We start from the raw sequence: 24,809 nt of genomic DNA, 5'->3' as shown, positions 1-24,809 counted from the left end.
CACTAACTCATTATTTATTAAAATGGAAAATATCAATAGAAGACAATTTTTAACTACGTCACTTATCCTTTCATCAATCCCTTTGTTGAAAGCTCAGATAGTTAATAGTACGGATACAGAAACGGTGGCGATAGCCAAAGAAGCATATATTTATGGTTTGCCTTTAGTGCTGACAGATTTAACTCGAATTGTAGGTAGCAGACCTTCTAATCAATTTCATCATAGCAGGGCTTTCCCTGACCATACTTTTAAAGCCGTTGTGCGTCCTAATAATGATACTTTTTATTCTTCAGCTTTTCTTGATTTAGGCACAGAACCTATTATTCTAGAGATTCCTGATACAAAAGATCGCTACGCAGTGGTACCGCTGATGGATGCTTGGACAAACGTTTTTGCTTCGTTTGGCAAAAGAACTACTGGAACAAAAGCCCAACGATATATCATAACAGGGCCGAAATGGAAAGGTGTTTTACCAAAAGGGATTGAAGAAGTAAAATCACCCACGGATGTAGTCTGGATTATCAGTAGAATACAAGTAAATAGTCCAGAAGACGGAAAAAATTTTGTTAGTAAAATTCAAGATGGTTTGAAATTGAGACCATTAAGTCAATTAGACAAAAATGAAGTTACGGCATTCCCAAAAATTACATATTCGGTAGAATCTTCAGAAGCTATCCAAGTATTAAAAGCTAAACGAAATGTAGTAGAAGCCCTTAAAAAACTAACCACTGAAGAATATTTCACTTATTTAAATGAGCTTTTAGTAAAAAATCCTGCGTTGGAAGCAGACAAGAAAGTAATAGACAGATTTGCCAAAATTGGCATTAAAGCTGGACAAAAATTCTCGCTAAATACGTTTGATCAAACAACTCAAACTGCTTTACAAAACTTACCTATAGAAGTAATAAATACCTTAGAAAAAGCAAGAACAATTCTTACCAATAATAACGAAAACAAACCTGACGTAACCATTGGACATTATGGTACAAACTATCAAAAGAGAGCTGCTGTAGCCTATTTTGGATTAGGAGCATTAGGGCCAGAAGATGCTGTTTACCAAGGTTATCGTGAAGATACTGACCACAAACCACTCAATGGTGAAAATCAGTATGTCATTCATTTTGAGCCTAATAAAACGCCTCCAGCCAAAGCCTTTTGGTCAATCACACTTTATGATAAAGCTGGTTATCTAACCGAGAATGCTATTCGTAGATATGCCATTGGCGACAGAAGTAACCTCAAATATAATGCTGATGGTTCATTGGATATCTATATTCAACATGATAGCCCAGGTACGGATAAAGAAAACAATTGGCTACCTGCTCCTAAAGAGGATTTCAATTTATCTGTGAGAATCTATTGGGCAACAGATGAATATTTAAAAACGGGCAATTGGGTAAAACCAGCAATAAGAAAAATTGTGCTTTAAATAATAAGCTATAGGCAAATATACTCTGAGACTATAGTGTATCGCATAAATATCAAAAATATGAAAAAAATATTAAGTACAATACTCCTTTTAGGCGTGATAAGTGTTGCATCTGCACAGCATAAAGGAGGAGAAGATTTGTTTGCTACAGTCAAAAAGTTTGTTTCTCTGGGCGAACATCGCACTGGTACAAAGGTTGATTTTGCTACTTCGCAATGGTTAAAAACCGAATTAGACAAAATAGGCTTCCGCACGGAATTTGTCAATTTTCCTGTGAATCAATTTTTTTTTGAAGGCGGTAATATTATTGCTGATAATAAAAAATTAGACCTATTACCGCTTTGGCCTGTTGACCCCAAAGTGAATCAATCACAAAAAGGAATATTAATTGATGGTGATAAAACAACGGATGTAAGCAAGCTAAAAGGGAAATTGGTATTGACCAAGCTCCCTATTTCAGGCGGTGCATTGAACGAGGCTATCGAAAAGCACCTTGAAAAAATCATTCAAGCAGGTGCGAAGGGTATTGTGGCAATTACACCCAGTAATACTGGTGAAATTGTAGCCCATAATACACGAGAAGATACTAAACCTTGGAGCATACCAGTATGGCAAGTAGCCTCAAAAGATTCAACGGTTTTTAATGATGTAATAAAGTCGGGGACAGAAGTTGCTATTACCATAAAAGGTTATAGTAAACCAATTAAAGCTAGAAATATTGTTGGGAAAATCGGTAATGGGAAGCAATACGTAGTGATTTCAACGCCTATCAGTGGCTGGTACACTTGTGGTGGTGAACGTGGCCCTGGCTTGGCGACATGGTTAAGCTTAGCAGAATGGGTGAGTAAAAATCGTTCTCAGTTTACTGATTATACTTTTGTCTTTACAGGAAATTCTGGTCATGAATTAGACAATTTAGGCGCATTAACATTTGCGGAGAAAGCAGCCCCTAAACCTGAAGAAACTCGCCTTTGGATACACCTTGGGGCAGCTATAGCAGCAAAAGCATGGAAAAAAGAGAATGGCGTTTATATCCAGACAGAGGAAGTAGATGCTAACAGAGGAATCTATTATGACGAATCAGTAGCGAACGCGTTTGAAAAAGCCTTTGCTAATTTAAAAGCAAGAAAAGCGAAAGGAACAGAAGCCAATAAAGCCACGATAAAAGCAGGTGGAGAAGGCGGTTTATACAAGGAAAAAGGCTATAAAAATCTAGTTAGTTTGGCTTATGCCCATCGTTATCACCATGTGAAAACTGATGATGAAAACAATACTTCTCCTGCATTATTATTGGAAGTTTCCAATGCACTAAAAACCTTTATTTCGGATGAATTAAAACATTAATTCCAAGCTGAATAACAGTAATGATTTTTTGAGGAAAGAGGCTGTTTATTGCTAAACAACGTTAAATTCTCATGGAAAATGTAATACTAATTCGATAGAATATATATAGTTAAATATCATGAAAGCAACTATCACTTCCTTCTCAACAAGATTTATAGGGCTGATTCCTCCCCTTGTCATCTTGCTCATTACTGTTATCAGCAATCCAGATTTATTTAAGAAAAAGCAACAAAATAAACTTAAAGCAATCAATAGTTATCAAGTAAGTAATCAGAATAAACAATATAATTAACCCATTGATAAAATTATGAAAAAAATTAAACCAAAAATGAATCAATATTTATCCCTCTTAGCAGGAACAATGTTGATAACGTCAACCAGTAATGTCTTTGCCCAAGCCGAGCAGGAATGGAAAGGAAAAATTACTAAATCGCACACTACCTCAACGCCTTATAAAATAGACTATTTGAAAAAAGCCAAAGCAGGCTCACCCAATGTGGTCGTAATTATATTAGATGATGTTGGTTATGGTGCTTCTAGTGCTTTTGGAGGAGTAATCAATACACCTAATTTTGAAGCATTAGCCAAGGGTGGTCTTCGTTATACTAATTTTCATACAACAGGCATTTGCTCTCCTACTCGTTCAGCTTTGTTAACAGGTCGTAATCATCACTCTGTAGGCATGGGGCTATTCCCTCATTTTTATCTTTCGGCTGATTATCCTGGTTATGACGGACATATCAAACCTACTAAAGGAACCATTGCAGAAGTGCTTCGTGAAAATGGGTATAGTACTTATCAATTAGGAAAATGGCACTTGACCCCAGACGAAGAAAGTACAGATTTGGGACCTTTCGACCGCTGGCCATCAGGCAAAGGATTTGACCATAATTTTGGTTTCTTGGGTGGTGCTACTGACCAGTATAAGCCTGATTTAGTGGAAGATAACTTGCATATTAAACCAGATGGAAGACACTTAACAGCACAATTGACAGACAAAGCCATTAGTTATATTACTAAGCAAAAAACGCTTGCACCTAATAAACCATTCTTTCTGTACTTCGCTCCGGGTGCTACACATGCTCCGCATCAAGTAGATAAAGTTTGGTCTGATAAATACAAAGGGAAATTTGATGCTGGCTGGGATGCTTTCAGAGAACAAGTCTTTGCCAATCAGAAAAAGTTAGGTGTAATTCCAGCTAATGCTGTTTTACCTGACAGAAATGATTTTATCAAAGCTTGGAAAGATTTACCTGCCGAAGAACAACATTTGTATGCACGCTTTATGGAAGTATATGCCGGTTTCTTGGAATATACTGATTATGAAGTGGGTCGTTTGGTGAATCATTTGAAAGAAACCAATCAATTAGATAATACAGCAATCTTTGTAATCATTGGTGATAATGGAGGTAGCAAAGAAGGTACTGAATATGGTGTAACCAATAAAAATCTACGTTTTGGAGCAGAAGGAATAACACGAGAAGAATACAAAAAATATATCTTGACAGAATACGACAAAATCGGAACACCTAATGTATTAAGTTTAGCTAACTATCCTTTAGGTTGGGCTCAGGCAACGAATACGCCTTTCAAATTCTGGAAAAGTGATGCCAATGCTGAAGGAGCAACACACAATCCCCTAATTGTTCATTACCCGAATGGTATCAAAGAAAAAGGAGCTATTCGTACTCAGTTTGGTCATGTAACTGATATTCTTCCAACGATTGAAGAAATCACAGGCGTTACTCAACCAGAGGTAATCAAAGGTATCAAGCAAGACCCAATTCATGGAAAAAGTTTGGTGTATTCGTTCGATAATGCTAAGGCTCCTGAGCAACATACACAGCAGTACTTTACCATTTTTGGTAACAGAGCCATTTATAAAGATGGTTGGAAAGCGGGTGCTGCACATCACCCAAATACATTAGAAACCTTTGGCTTTAAAGGCGAAACTCTTCCTGTTATCGAAAACAATCCTGATAAAGACGAATGGGAATTATACAATCTGACAGAAGATTTCAATGAAAGAGTAAACCTTGCTAAAAAGTATCCTGAGAAACTCAAAGAATTGAAGGCTCTTTTTGATGCTGATGCAGCTAAGTATAATGTTTATCCATTAATTGATGTACAACACGCTGCTGAACGATTCAGACTTCAGTTGAGTGGTGGTGGTAAGTAATTGTTAATTAGTCAATTGTGAGTTAGTGATTATTAATCTTGTAATAATCACTAACTCACAATTCTGTGCATAAGGCTTTCAATCATCAGATTTATAATATTGATAGTCATGAACCAAAAAGAAAACACTCAAAATATATGAAAAAATATCTTTTAACATTTATCCTTGTTGCAACAGTAATCGTAGCTAATGCACAAACGGCAACACATCAGTCGTACACCCAAAAAACTGCTAATAAAGTAGTTGTTACAGAGCAATTAAGCAAGAAAATTCTGAAAGAAATCAAAACAGGGAAAGCCTATTTAGTTGATGTCAGAACACCCGAAGAATATGGCACAAAACATCTACTGTACGCTCAAAATATCAATATTCGTTCTGAAAAATTTGCGGATGAAATCAAGCAGTTAGACAAATCAAAGAAGATTTACCTTTATTGTCGCTCTGGTAATAGAAGTGGCAAAGCGGCAGATACTTTACAAACATTTGGCTATAATTTTGGATATAATATTGGCGCATTAGATAGTTTGGTCTTAAAAGGATTACCTGTAGAAAAATAAAAATGTTAAAGAAAATTATACTTATTGGGCTATTGTTTAGCTCCATTCCTCAGCTATTATTAGCCCAGAAGAAGCAACCTAATATCGTCATCATCCTAGCTGACGATTTAGGTTTTTCTGATATTGGAGCCTTTGGTTCTGAAATCAACACTCCAAATTTAGATAGACTTGCCAAGAACGGTTTAATTCTCACTCAATTTTACAATGCTGGGCGGTGTTGTCCTTCTAGGGCTTCTTTACTCACAGGCTTGTATTCGCACCAAGCAGGTATTGGTGATATGGTACAAGACAAAGGTTTTCCGTCCTATCAAGGCTATCTGAATGACCATTGTATTACAATCGGGCAAGCATTAAAGCAAGCAGGATATTCAACCATTGTTTCAGGTAAATGGCACGTGGGTTTAGTACCATCAGCGTGGGCTGTCAATCGTGGCTTTGATGAATCTTTTACTTTGCAAAACAACGGCAGTAGCTATTTCAATTCGCAACCACTGTATAATGATGGGCGAATTGTTACTTTTTTAGAAGGCGGTAAGGAAATTACTCGCTCAGATACCTCAAAATATCTTACACAAGCCATTACTGATTTTGCTATCAATGCGTTAGACAAACAACATAAAAATAATAAACCTTTCTTTTTATATCTAACGTATAATGCCCCTCATTGGCCTATTCAAGCTTTACCTGAAGATATTGAAAAGTACAAAGGCAAGTATCTGGATGGCTGGGATAAACTTCGTGAAAAACGATACAAAGCATTAAAAACAAAGGGTATTATAGACCAAAAGTGGGCATTATCTAATCGTTTTGAAAATGTGCCCGATTGGGAAAAATTAACCCTTGAAGAAAAAGACAAATGGGATACTCGCATGGCAATTTATGCTGCCATGATTGATAGAATGGATGCTGGTATTGGGGAAGTGTTACAAAAAATAAAACAACTTGGAGAAGACAAAAATACGATAGTATTATTCCTTTCGGATAATGGAGGCAGTGCCGACGATGTAAAAAACTGGAATTATGTTACTCAAAAAAATGGAAAAGCTGGTTCGGTTGCATCAATAGATAGCTACGAAAGTCCTTGGGGAAATGTTAGCAATACGCCTTTTAGGCTGTTTAAGAAAAATACACATGAGGGTGGCATAGCTTCGCCATTTATTGCCTATTTCCCTAATCATATCAAAGCTGGTAGCAAAAGTACTCGCCCTAGCCATTTGATTGATATTTTTCCTACTTGCCTAGATTTAGCGGGCGTTAAATACCCAACTACTTTTCAAGAGAAAAGCTTAACTCCTTTAGAAGGTACAAGTCTTAAAGCTATTTTTGAAGGTAAAACAACACCACAAAAAACGCTATTCTGGGAACATGAAGGCAGTAAAGCTATCAGAAAAGGAAATTGGAAAGCTGTGGCCGAAAATAACCAACCTTGGGAGTTATACAACCTTGTCAATGATAGAACTGAAACAAAAAACAAGGCAAAAGACAACCCAATTATACTTCAAAAACTAGTGGCTGAACATGAAATCTGGTCTAAAAAAGTAGGGGTACAAGATTGGAATAAAATCAAATGAGTATGAACCGTAGAAATTTTATCAAAAATAGCTCCTTATTGGGAGCTTCTCTGGCTTTGCATCCTTTTTTAAAAGGATTGGCGGAAGAGCGAAAATTAAATATTATCGTTTTATTATCAGACGACCAACGCCACGATACCATTGGGGCTTTGGGGAATAAAGATATTATTACGCCCAATTTAGATGCATTGGTCAAGAACGGAACAGCTTTTACACAAGCTCACGTTTTTGGCGGTTTATCAGGAGCAATATGTCAGCCCAGCAGAGCCATGTTATTGACAGGCAGAACCCTGTTTAGCATTGACCGTCAGGCAAGAGATAATCAAGAATTCAGTTTTGATATTTTCAACAACTATGTGACTTTTCCAGAGTTGTTGAGAAAAAATAATTATAATACCGTTGGAATTGGTAAACAACACAATGGTACTACTATTTATAATCGTGCTTTTTCTGATGGTGCAAAAGTATTTTTCGGCGGCATGGGAGACCAGTATAATCTTCCTGTACAAGACTACAAGGCAGATAACAGCTACGGGGGGCCAAAAGACAATAATTATGCTCCAAATAAAGTAAATGAGTCTAAAGGCAAGCATAGCTCAGAATTGTTCGCAGACGAAACGATTCATTTTATAGAGAAGTATAAAAAAGAACCTTTTTTGATTTATACGGCTTTTACTACGCCCCATGATCCAAGACGGGCTCCAGCCGAGTATAATCAATGGTATGCGGATAAAAAAGTAAGCCTACCACCTAACTTTTTACCACAACATCCTTTTGATAACGGAGAACTAAAAGTAAGGGATGAATTATTAGCGCCATTTCCAAGAACAGAAGAAGACACTATACGTCAGATAAAAGAATATTATGCAACTATCTCTCACTTAGACGCCCAGATTGGACGTATTGTGAAAGCCGTTTACGAAAATGGTTTAGCGGAAAATACACTCATTGTGTTTGCAGGCGATAATGGGTTAGCTATAGGGCAACATGGTTTATTTGGTAAACAAAGTATTTATGAACACAGTAACCGAGTACCCTTAATTTTCTCAGGACCAGGCATTCCTAAAAATCAAAAGGTTGATGGTTATTGTTATCTCTCTGATATTTATGCTACTTTGGCTGAAAAATCTGATGTTAAGATTCCGTCTTCTGTACAAGGTATAAGTTTAGCAAAAGCTTTTAAAGACCCAAAAACTCCTTTAAGACGTGCTTTGTATTTTGCCTTCAAACATTTTCAAAGAGGAGTGAAAAAAGACGGTTTTAAATTGTTGGAATATAACGTGGATGGTAATAGACATACGCAATTATTTAACCTTAAAGAAGACCCTTGGGAAATGCACAATTTGGCAGATGAGCCTGAATGTAAGGCTAAAAAACAAGCCTTAAAAGCTGAATTATTAAAATTGAAGGTTGAGTTTGCTGATACCTTTAGTTCTTTTTGGAATGGGTATAGTTGATTTTTCATGAGAAAAACCTCAGTCCTCATTAGTTTTATCAATTAAAAGAGCAGTCAGAAATTAGTTTTCTGACTGCTCTTTTAATTGATAGTTTCGCTAGGAGCACAATGATAGATGCTCAAATTGAGAAAGCCCTTGTTTTTAGCAAGGGCTTTCTCAAAAAAAGTTAGAAGTTAAAGGTTAATCTGCCATAATAAAATGCTCCATTAAAACCGAATTGCTGTCCGCCCGAAGTACCCCAAGGTACTGTTCCCGTTTGGTTATTCGCAATGCTCAGTTGGTCTGGATATACATCAAAAATGTTATTTGACCCTAAGGTGATTCCTACAGACTTATTTAATTGATAATTCAATGAAACATCTGTGGTGGTCTTCGGACTAAAAACTTGGTCTCTTCCACCTGTTGTATTATTCAAATTGCTTTGAGTTGTATAAAAGGTATATTCACCAAAGCGAGTTACTACCACATTAGGCGTCAAACGTCCTATCGTATAGCCAGCCAATAAAACTATTTTACTTTGTGGCGTACCTCTTTCATAACGTCCTCTTTGTTGGCGGTCAAAGAAAATACGTTCTGATAGATACTGCCTAACATCCTCAGTTCCCGACGACGTTAAGCCACTTGGCACATGTACATTTGTTACTTCGGTATGAGTGAAATTACCCGCTAATGATAAATTAAGCGCTCCTGCTCCTACTTTGTTGCGATACGCTAATACCACATCGATACCTCGTGTACGGGTATCAATAGCATTTGCAAAAAATTGAGCCGCATTTACATCAGGATAATTAGCCAGCAAGTTTTTAACTAACTGTGCCGCACCTTTAATCGTAGCATCGCTATTAGTGATTGAACTAAAATCAAAAGTACCCGTAAGCGTAATACGGTCTTTGATATTAATTTGGTAAGCATCTACCGTAGCAGTAAAATGGCTAGCAATTCGGCTAGTAAGACCAAGGCTAAAGTTATTAGAAGTTTCCGCCTTTAGGTTAGGAATTCCAAAAGACCTTGAAACATTATTATCATTGTTTGATACCAGTGATAGAATCAAACTGCCATCGGCCTGCGGAATAGAGGTAGTCGCTGAATAATATTTTTGCTGTAATGATGGAGCCCTAAAACCTGTACTTACGGCCCCTCTCAATGAAAGACTTTCTAGGATACTATTTTTATCATCAATCAATTTTATTGAGGTAGATGTTTTCCAAGTCAATTGGTCGCCAAAATCGCTGTATTTCTCATAGCGTAAAGCTCCCGTCAACAAAAATCTATCTGAGATTTCAGCTTCTACATCTCCATACAACCCTATGCTATGGCGATACTGATTTTGTGCATCTGCAGGTTGATACCCAGGAAATACCTGTGCTCCTGCTGGTCTTACCCCTTTGGTTTTACCCCCTACAGTACTGATGTAAGTAGTATCTCCATAGTTTTTGTAAGACTTTTCTTCTCCTGCAATAATTTGATAGTTTTCTAAACGGTATTCTGCTCCAAAAGCCACGTTAAATGCTTTAATGGCTGAATTTTCAAAACGTTGAGTAAGACCAATATTGGTAGTATTCTGATTGAAAACCAATGCACCACTATTGAACTTAGTAGGGCTTGATGTACCGATAGAGGCATTAATTGTATTCTGAACGGTATAATCTATTCTGTTGTGCCCAGAAGTATTACTAAAGTCAATATTCCAACCATTGGCTTTGCCTTTGATTCCCGCCGTAAAAGAGCCATCTACTAAACGAGCAGCATTTTCCCCTAAAAAGCCTGTTGGATAAATCGTTGGGAAATAACGGCTTGAAACACTGTTAATAGTAGTAGTTCCATTTGGAAAACGATAGGCATTGTTTGCACTAATACTGTATTTTGAAGAAACTCCTCCAAAAGCATACAGCTCTACATCATTTCCTAATGGCAAAGATGCGTTGACAAATAAGCTGGCATTTTCTTGTTTGCCGTTCCCACTTTTCGCAGAACTATACCTATCAACAGATTTTTCTTTAGCATCAACTACTTCAGAACTTGTCCCAACAGCATAAGGGAACCAGTACAATTTAGCTCCTGTTAAGCGGTTATTATATTCATAAAAACCTGAACGGTCGGTGGCATCTCGGTTATTAATTTGCCCAGATATGTTGATGAAGCCTTTTTCACCCAAGCGGAAACCATAATTTACGCCTGTCAATAAAGTAAAGCCATCTTTTTTATTACGATAACTAGTATTGTATTCACCAGTAGTAATCGTCACTTGACCTTGGTCTACACTCGATTTTAGTACAATATTTATTACTCCCGCAATCGCATCTGAACCATATTGTGCAGCCGCTCCATCACGCAATACTTCTATTCTTTCAATAGCAGAAACTGGAATGGCATCTAAATCTGAGGATGAGGCTCCTTGAGCGGGCGTACCTAATACGTTCACTAATGCACTAGTATGACGACGCTTTCCATTTACTAAAATTAAGGTTTGGTCTGGCGCTACCCCCCTTAAAGCTAGTGGATTGATATGAGCTGAACCATCGCCACCCGTTTGTCTATTCGAGTTGACAGAAGGCGCAATAAAACTTAGTATTTGTGATAAATCTGTTCTACCTGTAGCAACAATTTCTTTGCTAGTAATTACATCCACTGGAACAGGTGTTTCGATATTGGTCCGAGCTTGGTTTGAACGAGAACCAATTACAACTACTTCACTAAGACCTTGCTGGTCAGCATTAAGCTTGATTATCAATTGATTTTGATTGCCCACTTTAATATGTTGTGTGGTAAATCCTACAAAAGAGACGACGATAATATCTCCCGTTTTTGCTGAAAGGTTAAAATTTCCATCAAAATTGGATGTAGTACCCGATTGCGTACCTTTTATCAGAATAGAAGCTCCTGCTAAGGGACTATTATCTTTTGCATCAATTATTTTACCTGTGATATTATTACGTTGTTGTGCTACAACTGAGCCATATACTAAGATTAGGCTAAATAAAATAAGTATTTTTTGTTTCATTAGGGGAGGGATTAAGATGGAAAGGTTAAAACAGCCGTAATACTCATGGCAAGGTATTACGAACTGTCTTGGGGGTATGTTAGTTAATTGATGAAGCTCATTTCAAACTGGCAGTAGTAACATTTGCCTTTTCATAAGGATTAGGCTCGGCTATTAATCCATCTAATACTTTATTGAATTTTTTGGTATAATCTTTAAAGTATTTACCTGTTACTTCACCCGTATAACCTGTATAAATCTCGCGAACATCTCCTTTTCTATCAATAATGATAGTTGTAGGAAAAGCCGCCATTCTATTCAACGCTGCGAGTTTTTCGGTAGCTACTTTTTTATCAGCAATACCTCCGAAAAGGATATCATATTCAATTCCAAAGAAATCTCTAAGTTTGCCTAAGGTATATTTGGCATATTCTAAATCATCTTTTTGCTCAAATCCTATGGCTATTGCTTCTACACCCCGTTGTTTATTGGCTTTGAACCAAGGAGCTAGAAAGCGAGTTTGATCAGTACAATTAGGACACCATGTTCCTATTATTTCTACGATTACTACCTTGCCCTTATACTTATCATCACTCAGTGATACTTGTTTGCCAGTTAAATCAGGGAACGTGAAGTCTAGTTTTTTATAGCCCTCTTTCAAGAATGTGAGCTTATAAGGGTCTGGTAATGAAGCATTTTTATCTTTTGTTGCTTCAAATTTTTGGGTAATATAAATTCCAAAACTAATTTCACCATCACTTATGGTTGTTAAATCATCATTAATTTTGCCTTTGATAGCTACTGGACTTGGCCCTGTAAACCCTGAAAGATGGAATTCATTTCCCTGAATAGTTCCTTCAAGTTCACGGGTATCACCCACTACCGTCATCAAAACGCCTGTTAGTTTATTGCCTTTTTGTTCTAATTGAGCAATAGAATTGGCAGCATTAGGGTCTTTACTAATGATTTTCACATTCCATTTCCCTGTAACATTCGTTACGGGTTTTAAATCTTTTCCGGGTTCTACAAAACGATAAGTTTTACCAAACTCAGCCACGAAGGGTAAAGAGTTCCCTCTGAAATTAGGAACAAGGCTTTTATAAACGCCTCTGAAAGTACCTTGCTCGTCAATTTTACCAATCAAAGCGGCATCGTAGGTATTCATTTTTACAAAAATACTATCGCCAGATATTGCCTTTACTTTGAAGTCATCTCGTCGACTTCCGTTCAATAAAGTCAGTGTTGATGATTCTATGGTCTTTCCTTTTATTTCAAAATTAAAAGGGACTCTAGTTTCATTTACCTGAAACTCTCCTCGCCATTTGCCTTCTTTTAAAGTAGGTTTTTCAACAGCAAAGGATGTGCTTGTCAATGAGAGTGTTAACAATGAAACATTGCACACTCCTTTTATAAAATTATTTTTCATGATTTTTTGTGTTAATCGTCCATCAAGATTTTGATGGACGAAGCTTTGTTGAAGATGATTAACTAAAATAAATTGATAAGCATCGGTCATAATAGACCAAATGAAACTTAACGAGCCTCACCATAGTATTAGGTTTAAATTGTTAAAGGATATAAAAAATGGAGCAATAAAAGGGTATACGTTTGGTTTAAGATAATTAGCTGTAATGCCGTCTATTTCTTTAAGAATCGGTCATCGGTCAGTGCTTTTAGAAAAGCCTCTAACTCCGTTATTTCTGTTTTACTTAGTCCCAAGGGGGTACTAAGGGATAAGTCCCTATTAAGTCCATTCTTCACAAAAGCATCAGGCTGGTTGTAATATTCTATTACTTCTTTTAAAGTCTTGAATACCCCATTGTGCATATACGGCGGTGTTATGGCTACATTTCGTAGGCCTGGGACTTTAAAATGCCCTAGATGACTAGAATCTTTCGTGATTTTATAACGCCCTACATCATTGAGCTTTCGCCCATCGAATAACCCTATATTTTTAAATCTATCCGCAGTAAAGTCTTCTCCTGCATGACAATTGGCACAATTAGCTTTACCAATAAACAGCAGGCGTCCTCTGATAGCCTCTGGACTCATGGCATTATCATCCCCATTAATATAACGGTCATAAGGAGTATTGGCAGTCTCTAAGGTTTTTTGATACGCCGCCAAAGCATCTCCCAAGAGCTTTTCGGTGGCTTGTGATTTATATATTTTCTTGAACGCTCTACTATATACTTTATCTTCATTCAATCTCGCTAAGGCCTGCACAATCGGAAGATTCATTTCTGTTGTTGATATAATCGGTTGAATAGCTTGCTCTTCTAAGGAATTGGAACGACCATCCCAAAACAAATGTATTCTACCAGCCAAGTTCATCGCAGAAGGTGTATTTCTGTCAGTCAAAATGCCGTCAACACCTACACTGAATTGCGTTGTATCTGCAAATGCAAGTGCTGGTTTGTGACATGAGGCACAGCTTAATGTTTTTTTAGAAGATAATATCGGGTCAAAAAAAAGTTTTTCTCCGAGCGCTATTTTATTAGTAGGTTCATTTTCTTGCATCTGATACTGAAAACTCATCAATACAATACAAGCTACCGAGAGTATGCAGAAGCATTTTTTCATGATGGTAATTTATAGAAGAAATATAAAATCAGGAGAATTTAGAGGTGTTTTCTTATTACATTAAATATGTCTACACCTCTAAATTTTTCTAAAAGCATTTCAACACGTTATCAATCTGCCCATATCTAACGTGCAAATACTTATTTTCCAGTAGCTTTAGCTGCTACATTGCCTGCTTGAGCCACCAAATTAACGTCTAACTCGAAGTCATTTTCAATAGCTTTGTCACCCAAGTTTTCAAAGAAGTTTTTTGAACGAAACTTAATGTCATACTTAGTACGGTCTACCAAAATTTTCGCTTGAGCTGTCGTTTTGTTTTTCTCTACTTTTACAGTAGCTGGAAACTTCACATCATTCGTAATCCCTTTGATGGTAAGTTTGCCTGATATTTCATAGTTTTCACCTCCTTTCGCTGTGACAGCCGTTGTCACAAATTTAGCTTTAGGGAATTTTTCAACGCTAAAAAAATCATCAGCTTTTAGATGTCCCACTAATTTGGCATTATAATCTTTATCAGTTAAGTCCGTTACCGTCAACGACGTTAAGTCTATATCAAAAGAGCCACTTTTTAGTTTATTATTTGAAACAACCAAATTACCTGCACTCAATGAAATGTTTCCTGTATGTGCCCCAGTTACTTTCTTGCCAGTCCATACTAATTTACTAGCCTGATTATCAACGGTGTATGTTACATCACTACCTTTATTATCATTTGTTGCTTTTGCACTGATTGCGAAAGTCAAAACACTTGTCAGAATTAGAACGATTTTTTTCATGTGAATAATTGAATTTGAGATTATATTATTTGATTAAGTACCGAGTTTATTATTTGTATTATTTATTTAAAGCTACTTCTGAGGCAGGAACAGGTTCAGCAATAAGTTTATCTAATTCTTTGTTCCATTTTTTCACATACTGTTTAAAGTATTTTCCTGTTACTTCGCCAGTATATCCTGTATGGATTTGTTTTACTTTGCCATCTCTCCCGATGATAATGGTAGTAGGAAAAGCTATCATTTTATTTAAAGCTTCAAATTTTTCTGAAGCAACTTTTTTATCAGCAATCCCCCCAAACAAAATATCATATTGGATGTCGTACTTATCTCTTAGTTTTCCTAATGTATATTTTGCATAAGCTAAATCATCTTTCTGTTCAAAACCCACTGCGATGGCCTCTACGCCACGGTTTTTATTAGCCTTGAACCAAGGTGAAAGAAATTGAGTTTGGTCTGTACAGTTTGGACACCAAGTACCAATAATTTCTACAATAACCACTTTCCCTTTATATTTTTCATCACTCAGTGATACTTGTTTCCCATTCAAGTCAGGCAAGGTGAAATCTAGTTTTTCATATCCTTCTTTTAAATGCGTTAACGTATATGCATCAGGCAATTCTGCATTTTTATCTTTTACCCCTTCAAATTTTACGTTGTTGTAAATACCCAAGCCCACTTCTCCAGTAATACTTTTATCAGGATTAATTTTTCCACGAATTAACCAAGGGCTTGGTCCTGAAAAACCTGTCAGTGCAAATTCATCTCCTTGTACGATACCTTCTAATTCACGTGTATCGCCAGTTACTTTCAAAAATACACCTTTTAGTTTATTCCCTTTTTGTTCAAAAACCGCCACTTGGTCAGCTACGGGCTCTTTGCTGATAATTTTAATAGCCCATTTTCCCGACAAATTATGGTTTGCCTGAATCTCTTTAGCAGGTTCTACAAAACGATACGTTTTGCCAGATTCTGCCGTAAATGGAAGGAAATTTCCTTTAAAATTTGGAACAAGACTTTTATAAACTCCTGACAAGGTACCATCATCATTTATTTTTGCTACTAAGGCAGCATCATAAGTATTCATTTTGATAAATACTGAATCATTCGCAATTTGCTTTACATGAAAATCGTCTCTACGTGAGCCATTTAACAACGTGAACGTTGCATGTTCGGCATCTTTTCCTTTAACTTCAAAATTAAAGGGTACTTGTACCTCGTTCACTTTAAATTCACCACGCCATTGGCCTTCTTTAATAAATTTGGTTTGTGCTTCGGCAACATTGAATGCCAGTGAACCTATCGTTAAATAGGTGAGTGATAGAAATTGCTTCGTAGTTTTCATTTGTTTTAGTTTATTTATTATCCTATTAAATATATAGATTTAGTATATTATATATTCAAACAATTATTTTTGATGAAAAGTAGTCATCAAATACTAAACATTTTGGATTGATGATGGCAATGAGATAAACTCACATCCACATCAATGAATGTTAACTCATGATAAAAAAAACTGATTGTATATACGATTTATCGTTAGAATTAGGATGGGGCACCTTGTTGGTGGCTAACAGGTTGCCAGAAGATCATCGAGCCTACTCTCTCCCTTCGTTCTTTATAAATCTATTTATTCTATGGACAAAGTTAATTAATTTAATTTGACAAAAACAAATCTTTATTTAAAAAAATGCAAAAAAGTATTTTTTATCATTTCAAAAACACTGAAAATACTTATAGCCCTATAAAACTCATTGTTAATTTTATCATTAAAATACCTAAAAAGGGTGATTAATTGTCAAATTTTAACAACTCATTACTTTCTGAAAAAGTGTAAAAACCTTTAATGCTTAAAATGAAACTCCTATATTTTAGTAGACTAATGCATAATTACATTAAAAATCCACTCTATTTATTCAATAAAATATTTGAATTGCACAATTAGAAATGAATTATTAAAGTTTTTTTAAAAGTATTTGCCAAAAAAAAACTCAGATTATACATTTGTCCCATAAGTCTTATAGAGTAATTATAAATGTGTCATAATTACACTTAATAGTTAATATTTCCTTACTTAAAACAATTCGAATGAAACATTAGCACCTAACCGTGCTAAAACCCAGATTTTTTGACAATTACTAGCAACATCAGCAAAATGATGGAAGGGAAAGTATTTGCCAAAGTTATCAAATTAAACAAAAAAGTTATGGACAAACACAATCAATGGAAACAACATTTACGAAAACTTCAAAGTCTTTTTTCCATCATTATCGTCTTAGGAATTACTTCTTTTCAAAGTATTGCCAATAAGTCTATTAAGTCTAGCGAACAAATAATTAATGGAATTATTAAAGATGAAAAAGGAGAAGCTCTACCTGGGGTAAATGTTATCATCAAGGGCACTCAAAAAGGTGTTTCATCTAATCAAGATGGTAAATATTCGATTACAGTTAATCAAAAAGATGCTACGCTAATTTATTCTTTTGTGGGCTATATCTCTCAAGAAGTTAAAATTAGTAATCAAACGATTATTAATATTACCCTTCAACCTGCGGCTAAATCTTTGGATGAGGTAGTTGTGATTGGTTATGGTACACAAAAAGCTAGTGACATTACGGGTTCTGTGGCATCTTTTGATGCCAAGCATTTAGAAGAAAAGCCTATTTCAAGAATCGAACAGGCACTTGTTGGGCAAATGGCAGGTGTACAAGTAAAACAACAATCTGGCTTACCAGGTGCAGGACTAAGTATCGTAGTACGTGGAACGGGGTCTATCAATGCTGGTTCTGAGCCTCTCTATGTAATCGATGGGTTTCCGTTGGATGTAGCTGGACAAAGCTCTGATGGAAGTATTGGCACAAGTCCATTAGCTAACTTAAGCGCTAATGATATTGAAAGCATTCAAGTATTAAAAGATGCAGCAGCGGGTGCTATTTATGGGTCACGTGCGGCGAATGGTGTAGTATTGATTACGACAAAAAAAGGGAAGTCGGGCAAGTTGAAAATTAATTTAAATGCCAACAGTGGTATTAGTAGTATTGCTAAAAAATTAGATATTCTAAGTGCCGACGAATGGGTAAATGTTGCTACTGAAGTAGCCAATATTAACTGGGTTCGCTCTGGAACTGGTAGAACAGCCGACCAAACCAATGACCAACGTAGGGCAATTTTAGGATTGAAGGCTGGAGAATACAATACATCCTATATGCCCGACGAACGTTGGTCAATAGCGGGACATCCGGGTTTGCAATATGTAGATTGGCAAGATGCTATTTATAGAAAAGCTTCTTTTCAAAACTATCAATTATCTGCTACTGGTGGTACAGAAAACGTAAGTTATTTCTTTTCAGGAAATTACCTGAATCAACAATCAACTTTAATTGGTACTGACTACAAAAGTTATGGTGTCCGTGCCAATATTGAGGCAAAAGCCAATAAAAAGCTCAAATTTGGGATTAACCTTGCTCCAACCTATTCTGAAAACAATACGCCACAAGGCGACGGAAAGGACAGTCCTATCATGAATATAGCGACAATTTCGCCTGTGGTAGAAGCAAATGCTGGCTTAAACAGTGGTGCAGGTGAGTTTGCTACTTATACATGGAGTAGTCCACGTTTGGTAAGCCCTTATGCTATTTTGAATAATTCGATTGGTTTAACAAAAAATACACGCCTTTTGACATCGATTTATGCTGAATACTACATTTTACCTAGCCTTTTTGCCAAGACTACCATCAACTACGACGACGTAAATCAACAAACTAAAAAATATGTATCCGACTATGTGGCTGTTGGTGGAGCTGCCGAGCGTATTACCAACCCAGGGAAAAATGCTAGTGGCTCTTATGGTGGTTATAGAAAGCAAAATTTTGTAAATGAAAACACTCTTAATTTTATCAAAACTTTCGATAAAGTACATAATGTAGCAGCCGTAGCAGGGGTATCATTCAATAGCGTACACAGCGAAGCCTTCAACATTAGCACAGCAGGTGGTTTTGCCAATAACATTGTAAATACTATCAGTAATGCCATTCCTAACTCGGCAGGTGTGACTGTAACAGGTACTACGAATGAAAATAATAACACACTTTTTTCATACTATGGTAGAATCCAATACGATTATCAAGGTAGATATTTAATCACAGGAAGTATTCGCCGTGATGCTTCTTCAAAGTTTGGGGCAAATAATCAGTGGGGAACATTTCCATCAGCATCAATCGGTTGGAGAATTTCGCAAGAATCTTTCTTGAAAGATAGTAAAGTAATTAGTGATTTAAAACTTCGCTTTAGCTGGGGTAAGTCAGGTAATAACAACATTGGCAATTATAATGCTATCCCAACATTGGCTGGTACATCTTATAACTTTGGCGGAAATACTCCTGTAGTAGCGAGCGGACAGGTAGCAGCAGGATTGGCTAATCCGAACTTGAAATGGGAAACATCAAATACTTATGATATTGGTTTTGATGCTGCCCTATGGAACAACAGAATCAATGTTTCTTTTGATGCTTATACCAAGAAAAGCACTGATTTATTATTGAATTTACCTGTGCTGGGTGCTAGTGGTTTCTCTACAAGTTTACAAAATATTGGGTCTGTTAAAAACCAAGGATTAGAATTAGGCATTACTACTAGAAATATTGTAACCCCTGATTTCCAATGGACTACCAATGCTAATATTTCATTTAACCGTAATGAAGTAATTTCTTTGAATGCCGACGGTTCACCAATTTATATTCCTTCGGCATATAGCGGTAGCAATGCTCCTTATATTTTACAGCCAGGTTTGCCAATGTTTACTTACTACGTTACCAAGGCAGTTGGTATTTTGACACAAGCCGATATTGATGACCCTAAAGTTGCTAAAATTAAAAACCAGACTGTTGGCGATACTAAATATTTTGATGCCAACAACGATGGCGTAATCAATGCAAACGACCGCGTAGTGTATGGTCAACCTAATCCTAAATATACGTGGGGTATTACCAACAATTTCAAATACAAAAACTTTGATTTAAGTATTCAGGCATACGGACAAGTTGGGGGTTCTATCCTTTCATACTTCGGACGTGCTATCGACTTTAGCGGTAGTACAACAGCCAACATTTCGGGTATTTGGCGTGAACGTTGGACGCCTGAAAACCAAAATTATGATGCTCCTCGTGGTAAATTAGCGTCGACCTATACAGTACCACAAGTAACTTCTGATTGGGTTTATTCAACTGACTTTATCCGTATCCAGAATGTTACGCTAGGATATAACTTGCGAGATTTAGCAAAAACAGGTGTATTTTCTTCTGCTCGTGTGTATGTGTCTTTACAAAACTGGTTCAACCATGATAATTATAGAGGTGGTGTAAATCCTGAAGCACAAAATACCAATGTAAGTGGTAATGGTAGCTACCCGATTCCTGGAGACTATGGTGCAATGCCATTAAGTAAAACGGCTTCTGTGGGTATTAACCTTACTTTTTAATTTACGAAATTACATTTTATAGTCATGAAAAAAATAATTTATATAGCACTTAGTATCGTTGTATTAGGTTTTTCCTCTTGTGAAGATCAACTCAATCAGCAACCTGTTTCAAGTACAACAGCAGAAAGCTTTTATACCAATACAAACGACTTTACACAAGCAGTAAATGGCGTTTACAGCAAACTGACATCCTACCCTAGTCAAGTACTTTGGTTAGGGGAAATGCGTAGCGATAACTTGAATGCATTGCACGATGGTAACCGCGACTGGCAAGGTATCAACGATTTTTCGCCTAATATTACTACAACAGGTTTTATCGCTACTGCTTGGAGCGATAATTTCAATGGCATATTTAATGCCAATTCGGTTTTGCAAGCACTTGAAACCAAGGGAAGTATCATTACTGATGCTACTTTAAGAGCAAGGTTTACTGCTGAAACCCGTTTTTTAAGAGCATTCTATTACTTCCAGTTAGTACGTGTTTTCGGTAAAGTTCCTTTGGTTGAAAAACCATTGACGGCTGCCGAAGTAGAGTCTGTACCAAGAAGTGCTGTGGCAGATATTTATAAACTTATCATTGCCGATTTAGAATTTGCTTCTCAAAATCTCCCTACTGCGTATACTGGTGCTAATATTGGCAGAGCCACTGCCAATGCTGCCAAAGGATTATTAGGCTTGGTGTACTTAACTCGCTCTGGACCAACGTATAATATCGAAGGTGCAGGTATCAATAGTAATGAATACGATAAAGCATTGGCATTGTTCAACGAAGTAATCGCTAGTAATCAATATCAATTGTTATCAACTTATCCATCAGTGTTCGCTTATGACAATGAGAATAACAAAGAAGTAATTTTTGATGTACAATTCATGAGTTCTTCAAATGGAGCAGGATTTCCTAGCCATCTAGTTCCCGTGGCTTTCTGGACGGGTCAGGGAATTTCAAATTCATATGGAAATGGTTATGGCTCAAGTAATTTTAATGTCTCAAAGGAGTTAAAAGCCTCTTACTTAACCAACGCTGCTGATGTAAGAAATGCCTTTAATATTCAATTATCATATTCTCAGCCTTTTATTAAAAAATATATTGATATTGCTAAAAAGGGGACAAGTGGTAGAGATTGGCCAATTAATTTTATCGTGTCACGCTATGCTGATATCTTGTTACTTAAGGCTGAAGCAATTTTAAAAGGTGCTAAAGGAACTCAAACAGAAATAGATGCTTTGGTGAATCAGGTAAGAAATCGTGCAGGTCTACCAAGTATCAGTAATGTTAGTTTTGATACCTTGCTAGAAGAAAGAAGAAAAGAGTTTTTAGGAGAGGGTATCCGTTGGAATGATTTAGTTCGTTCAGGAAATGCTGTTACTAAAATGAACTCATGGATAAAAAATGATGCTATCACAACCATCAATACAGTAATCCCAGACTTTTTAATTTATCCTGTTCCAGCTACAGAAATCGGTACAAAAGCAGGATTATACTTACAAAATCCTGGGTATAATTAATCATTAAATGTCTTTAGCAAGCATAGGTAATAAGTTGATTTATTACCTATGCTTTTTTATTTTATAATCTCAATCGTAATCAATTATATCTCATTATAATATGCAAAAAATAATTCTGATCCTTGCTTTTGCACTCTTCTTTATTAGAAGCTCGCCAGCTCAAGTAACCAAAAATAACAAAGCCCGTCGTCCTAATATCATCTTTATTTTAGCAGATGATTTAGGCTATGGCGATATTGGGGTAAATGGTCAAAAGCTTATCAAGACGCCAAATATTGATAAACTTGCTAAACAAGGGGTACGGTTTACGCAGTTTTATGCAGGTACCAGTGTTTGTGCACCATCACGTTCTTCTTTGCTAACAGGCAAGCATACGGGGCATACTTATATCAGAGGTAATAAAGGCGTTGACCCAGAAGGACAAGAGCCTATCGCAGATTCAGTATTAACAGTGGCAGAAGTTCTCCAAAAAGCGGGCTATCAAACGGCTGCCTTTGGTAAATGGGGCTTAGGGCCAGTAGGCTCTGTAGGCGACCCTAATAAACAAGGGTTCGACCAGTTTTTTGGTTATAATTGCCAGACCTTAGCACATCGCTACTACCCTAATCATTTATGGGAAAACGGTAAAAAGATAATATTAGAAGCTAATCAGAACCTCCGTGAGAATAAAGAATATGCGCCAGATATTATTCAACAAAAGGCGTTAGATTTTGTTGATCATCGAGAAAAGGATAAGCCTTTCTTTTTATTCTTACCTTATATTCTGCCACACGCTGAACTACTTGTTCCTAACGATAGTATTTTTGAATATTATAAAAGCAAATCCGCTGAAAAGCCTTATAAAGGAAATGATTATGGTGTAAAGGCAACAAAAGGAGGCTATACTTCTCAGGAATATCCACATGCAGCTTTTGCGGCAATGGTTAGTAGGCTTGATTTATATGTTGGTCAGATTTTAGATAAGCTAAAACAAGAAGGCTTAGATAAAAATACGTTGGTTATTTTTACGAGTGATAATGGCCCACACAAAGAAGGGGGAGCTGACCCTGATTTTTTCAATAGTGGCGGTGGTTTTAAAGGCTATAAGCGTGATTTATACGAGGGGGGTATTAGAGAACCATTTATTGCCCGTTGGACAAACGTTATTAAACCTAATTCTCAAAATAATCATATTGGCGCTTTCTGGGATTTGCTCCCTACTTTCAGTGAATTGGCAGGTGTAAAAGTAGCTAAAAATATTGATGGACTGTCGTTCGCTCCTACTTTAAAAGGTAATAAAGCACAGCAAAAGCATGCTTATCTCTATTGGGAATTTCATGAAAATGGCGGAGTTCAGGCGGTAAGACAAGGAAACTGGAAAGCTGTAAAATTGAATGCGTCAGTAAATCCTAAAGGTGCAATTGAGCTGTATGATTTAGCAAAAGACCCTAAGGAAAGTAAAAATCTAGCTAAACAATATCCTGATAAAGTAAAAGAATTAAGTAAACTAATCAATGAGTCACATGTGGAATCTACTTTATTTCCTTTTTTAAAACAAAATAAGTAGGTTTACATAAAAAATTTAAGCGACAGCCCGTCAAAACTAAAAGAGAGCCAACCACCGACTTTCTTACTAAGGTTTGACAAAGCTGTCGCTTAAAATTCGATTTTTTATCCTATTTATTCGATAGACAAAGATACTATTTATTTTGTAAAAAACCGACTAAATACAATTTTTTAAGCAAAAATTAATTGAGGATTTTTTTGATATTCTGTCTTTTTAATAAAAATATCTTGCTCGTAAATATCTACGATTGTCTTGATAATTAAATCTATTTCTTTTGGTGTGTTAGATTTGCTAAAAGAAAAACGAACACTGTCTTTATCAAGGTTACGGTTCAATGTTTTTAACACATGCGAACCATTGTTGGTTAAGTTAGAGCAAGCACTACCCCCTGAAACTGCAATGCCAAGTGCATCTAAACGATTTACTAATACGCCTCCTTTTTTCAGATGTGGAAAAGCTACATTTAGGATATTAGGCAAACTGTTTGTTGGTGAATCGCTTTCGCCATTAAAGGAAATTTCCTCTCCAAACAAATCATAAAGTGTTGTACTCATTTTTGATTTCAAGAAAGCAACATAGTTATGATACTCTTCCAAATCTCTGTAGGCAATTTCTAAGGCTTTAGCCATACCTACAATACCTGCCACATTCTCTGTTCCACCTCTCGTTCCTCTTTCTTGAGCTCCTCCATAAATATGAGGCTGTATTTTGCGGTATTTATTAATGTAGATAAATCCTACTCCTTTAGGTCCATGAAATTTATGTGATGACCCTACAATATAGTCTACATTCAGTTTTTTAATATCAAATCTATATTTACCAATCGTTTGCGTAGTATCGCTATGAAAGATAGCGTCATATTTCTTACTGAGTTCGCCAATTTTTGCAATATCATTCAAATTCCCAATCTCATTGTTAGCGTGCATTAAGCTCACTAACGTCTGGTGATTATTCTTCAAAAGCCATTCAAACTGATTCAAATCAATATTCCCACGACTGTCAATTTTCACGAAATCGGTTTCCAATTCATTGTTCTGGCTGTACTGCCCCAAGGTCTGTAAAACAGCTTTGTGTTCTATCCTACTGGTTATAACATGCTTAATTTCATAGGTTTTAATCGCTCCAGAAAGTGCTAAATTATTCGCTTCTGTAGCACCAGAAGTAAAGAAAATATCATTTTCTGAGGCATTCAAAAGTCCAGCTATTTTCTGCCTAGACTCTTCTACCGCTTCTCTAGCTTTTCTTCCTATTGCATGACTAGAAGAAGGATTCCCGAAATGATTGGTTAGATATGGAATCATGGTATCTAATACCTCCAAATCTAAGGCTGTCGTAGCGGCGTTATCACAATAAATCTCCATGGTGTTTAGTTTTTTAGATTGTTGTCTGATTAATTTTCAAGCTAATA

General features: G+C 36.4%; 16 protein-coding genes and 1 riboswitch. Of the genes, 10 read left to right on the top strand and 6 right to left on the bottom strand.

What is annotated here, in order from left to right; genetic code table 11:
- Positions 1-22 precede the first annotated feature (22 nt).
- The 7 genes from J2Y60_RS10390 to J2Y60_RS10360 all read left to right on the top strand — a co-directional run bounded on the left by J2Y60_RS10390 (position 23) and on the right by J2Y60_RS10360 (position 8,537).
- A complete protein-coding gene (locus tag J2Y60_RS10390; RefSeq protein WP_309917363.1) occupies positions 23-1,429 on the top strand; it encodes a DUF1254 domain-containing protein in 1,407 nt (468 codons plus the stop codon).
- Positions 1,430-1,489: 60 nt separating this feature from the next.
- Entirely contained in the window at positions 1,490-2,773 is a 1,284-nt protein-coding gene (locus tag J2Y60_RS10385; protein WP_309917360.1) for a hypothetical protein, read from the top strand.
- A 118-nt stretch (positions 2,774-2,891) separates the two neighbouring features.
- On the top strand, positions 2,892-3,065 hold the full coding sequence (locus J2Y60_RS10380; RefSeq protein ID WP_309917357.1) for a hypothetical protein: 174 nt from the start codon (positions 2,892-2,894) through the stop codon (positions 3,063-3,065).
- A 15-nt stretch (positions 3,066-3,080) separates the two neighbouring features.
- Positions 3,081-4,952: an arylsulfatase gene (locus tag J2Y60_RS10375; protein ID WP_309917340.1), complete on the top strand. Its 1,872-nt coding sequence runs from the start codon at positions 3,081-3,083 to the stop codon at positions 4,950-4,952.
- Positions 4,953-5,089: 137 nt separating this feature from the next.
- The gene (locus tag J2Y60_RS10370) at positions 5,090-5,509 is read left to right on the top strand and encodes a rhodanese-like domain-containing protein (protein ID WP_309917337.1); all 420 of its coding nucleotides are present in this window, start codon (positions 5,090-5,092) and stop codon (positions 5,507-5,509) included.
- A gap of 2 nt (positions 5,510-5,511) precedes the next feature.
- Entirely contained in the window at positions 5,512-7,080 is a 1,569-nt protein-coding gene (locus J2Y60_RS10365) for an arylsulfatase (RefSeq protein ID WP_309917333.1), read from the top strand.
- A gap of 2 nt (positions 7,081-7,082) precedes the next feature.
- Positions 7,083-8,537, top strand: coding sequence for a sulfatase-like hydrolase/transferase (locus J2Y60_RS10360; RefSeq protein WP_309917330.1), 1,455 nt, complete (start codon positions 7,083-7,085; stop codon positions 8,535-8,537).
- Between the two features lie 166 nt (positions 8,538-8,703).
- On the opposite strand, the gene J2Y60_RS10355 is transcribed toward J2Y60_RS10360, so the two are convergent.
- The 5 genes from J2Y60_RS10355 to J2Y60_RS10335 all read right to left on the bottom strand — a co-directional run bounded on the left by J2Y60_RS10355 (position 8,704) and on the right by J2Y60_RS10335 (position 16,218).
- On the bottom strand, positions 8,704-11,538 hold the full coding sequence (locus J2Y60_RS10355; protein ID WP_309917327.1) for a TonB-dependent receptor: 2,835 nt from the start codon (positions 11,536-11,538) through the stop codon (positions 8,704-8,706).
- A gap of 97 nt (positions 11,539-11,635) precedes the next feature.
- Positions 11,636-12,943, bottom strand: a complete 1,308-nt coding sequence (locus J2Y60_RS10350) for a TlpA disulfide reductase family protein (protein ID WP_309917324.1) — start codon at positions 12,941-12,943, stop codon at positions 11,636-11,638.
- Between the two features lie 212 nt (positions 12,944-13,155).
- The gene (locus J2Y60_RS10345) at positions 13,156-14,100 is read right to left on the bottom strand and encodes a cytochrome c peroxidase (RefSeq protein ID WP_309917321.1); all 945 of its coding nucleotides are present in this window, start codon (positions 14,098-14,100) and stop codon (positions 13,156-13,158) included.
- Between the two features lie 140 nt (positions 14,101-14,240).
- Positions 14,241-14,876 carry a YceI family protein gene (locus tag J2Y60_RS10340; RefSeq protein WP_309917318.1) on the bottom strand — a complete coding sequence of 212 codons (636 nt, stop codon included), beginning with the start codon at positions 14,874-14,876 and terminating at the stop codon, positions 14,241-14,243.
- A gap of 58 nt (positions 14,877-14,934) precedes the next feature.
- The gene (locus J2Y60_RS10335) at positions 14,935-16,218 is read right to left on the bottom strand and encodes a TlpA disulfide reductase family protein (protein WP_309917315.1); all 1,284 of its coding nucleotides are present in this window, start codon (positions 16,216-16,218) and stop codon (positions 14,935-14,937) included.
- A 185-nt stretch (positions 16,219-16,403) separates the two neighbouring features.
- Positions 16,404-16,500: riboswitch (SAM riboswitch) on the bottom strand.
- A gap of 579 nt (positions 16,501-17,079) precedes the next feature.
- Here J2Y60_RS10335 and J2Y60_RS10330 point away from each other — a divergent pair.
- From J2Y60_RS10330 to J2Y60_RS10320, 3 genes are all read left to right on the top strand, one after another.
- On the top strand, positions 17,080-20,349 hold the full coding sequence (locus J2Y60_RS10330; protein WP_309917312.1) for a TonB-dependent receptor: 3,270 nt from the start codon (positions 17,080-17,082) through the stop codon (positions 20,347-20,349).
- Positions 20,350-20,373: 24 nt separating this feature from the next.
- Positions 20,374-21,855 carry a RagB/SusD family nutrient uptake outer membrane protein gene (locus J2Y60_RS10325; protein ID WP_309917309.1) on the top strand — a complete coding sequence of 494 codons (1,482 nt, stop codon included), beginning with the start codon at positions 20,374-20,376 and terminating at the stop codon, positions 21,853-21,855.
- Between the two features lie 100 nt (positions 21,856-21,955).
- Positions 21,956-23,401 (top strand): arylsulfatase, encoded by a 1,446-nt coding sequence (locus J2Y60_RS10320; protein WP_309917306.1) that lies wholly within the window; start codon positions 21,956-21,958, stop codon positions 23,399-23,401.
- Between the two features lie 170 nt (positions 23,402-23,571).
- Here the strand turns inward: J2Y60_RS10320 and J2Y60_RS10315 are convergent, their stop codons facing one another.
- Positions 23,572-24,762: a cysteine desulfurase family protein gene (locus tag J2Y60_RS10315; RefSeq protein ID WP_309917302.1), complete on the bottom strand. Its 1,191-nt coding sequence runs from the start codon at positions 24,760-24,762 to the stop codon at positions 23,572-23,574.
- Between the last annotated feature and the right edge of the window lie 47 nt (positions 24,763-24,809).

Origin of the sequence: Arcicella sp. BE140 (assembly GCF_031456255.1) — a bacterium.
Lineage (GTDB): Bacteria > Bacteroidota > Bacteroidia > Cytophagales > Spirosomataceae > Arcicella > Arcicella aquatica.
Note: the sequence above shows the minus strand (reverse complement) of the source record. Positions and strands in the feature narration are given on the sequence as shown.

What these genes read in the sequence shown, in the direction of transcription:
- J2Y60_RS10375 (WP_309917340.1), top strand. Translation starts at nt 3,081, where the DNA reads ATGAAAAAAATTAAACCAAAAATGAATCAATATTTATCCCTCTTAGCA.
- J2Y60_RS10355 (WP_309917327.1), bottom strand. Translation starts at nt 11,538, where the DNA reads ATGAAACAAAAAATACTTATTTTATTTAGCCTAATCTTAGTATATGGC.
- J2Y60_RS10370 (WP_309917337.1), top strand. Translation starts at nt 5,090, where the DNA reads ATGAAAAAATATCTTTTAACATTTATCCTTGTTGCAACAGTAATCGTA.
- J2Y60_RS10345 (WP_309917321.1), bottom strand. Translation starts at nt 14,100, where the DNA reads ATGAAAAAATGCTTCTGCATACTCTCGGTAGCTTGTATTGTATTGATG.
- J2Y60_RS10380 (WP_309917357.1), top strand. Translation starts at nt 2,892, where the DNA reads ATGAAAGCAACTATCACTTCCTTCTCAACAAGATTTATAGGGCTGATT.
- J2Y60_RS10365 (WP_309917333.1), top strand. Translation starts at nt 5,512, where the DNA reads ATGTTAAAGAAAATTATACTTATTGGGCTATTGTTTAGCTCCATTCCT.
- J2Y60_RS10315 (WP_309917302.1), bottom strand. Translation starts at nt 24,762, where the DNA reads ATGGAGATTTATTGTGATAACGCCGCTACGACAGCCTTAGATTTGGAG.
- J2Y60_RS10340 (WP_309917318.1), bottom strand. Translation starts at nt 14,876, where the DNA reads ATGAAAAAAATCGTTCTAATTCTGACAAGTGTTTTGACTTTCGCAATC.
- J2Y60_RS10390 (WP_309917363.1), top strand. Translation starts at nt 23, where the DNA reads ATGGAAAATATCAATAGAAGACAATTTTTAACTACGTCACTTATCCTT.
- J2Y60_RS10350 (WP_309917324.1), bottom strand. Translation starts at nt 12,943, where the DNA reads ATGAAAAATAATTTTATAAAAGGAGTGTGCAATGTTTCATTGTTAACA.
- J2Y60_RS10385 (WP_309917360.1), top strand. Translation starts at nt 1,490, where the DNA reads ATGAAAAAAATATTAAGTACAATACTCCTTTTAGGCGTGATAAGTGTT.
- J2Y60_RS10320 (WP_309917306.1), top strand. Translation starts at nt 21,956, where the DNA reads ATGCAAAAAATAATTCTGATCCTTGCTTTTGCACTCTTCTTTATTAGA.
- J2Y60_RS10325 (WP_309917309.1), top strand. Translation starts at nt 20,374, where the DNA reads ATGAAAAAAATAATTTATATAGCACTTAGTATCGTTGTATTAGGTTTT.
- J2Y60_RS10335 (WP_309917315.1), bottom strand. Translation starts at nt 16,218, where the DNA reads ATGAAAACTACGAAGCAATTTCTATCACTCACCTATTTAACGATAGGT.
- J2Y60_RS10360 (WP_309917330.1), top strand. Translation starts at nt 7,083, where the DNA reads ATGAACCGTAGAAATTTTATCAAAAATAGCTCCTTATTGGGAGCTTCT.
- J2Y60_RS10330 (WP_309917312.1), top strand. Translation starts at nt 17,080, where the DNA reads ATGGACAAACACAATCAATGGAAACAACATTTACGAAAACTTCAAAGT.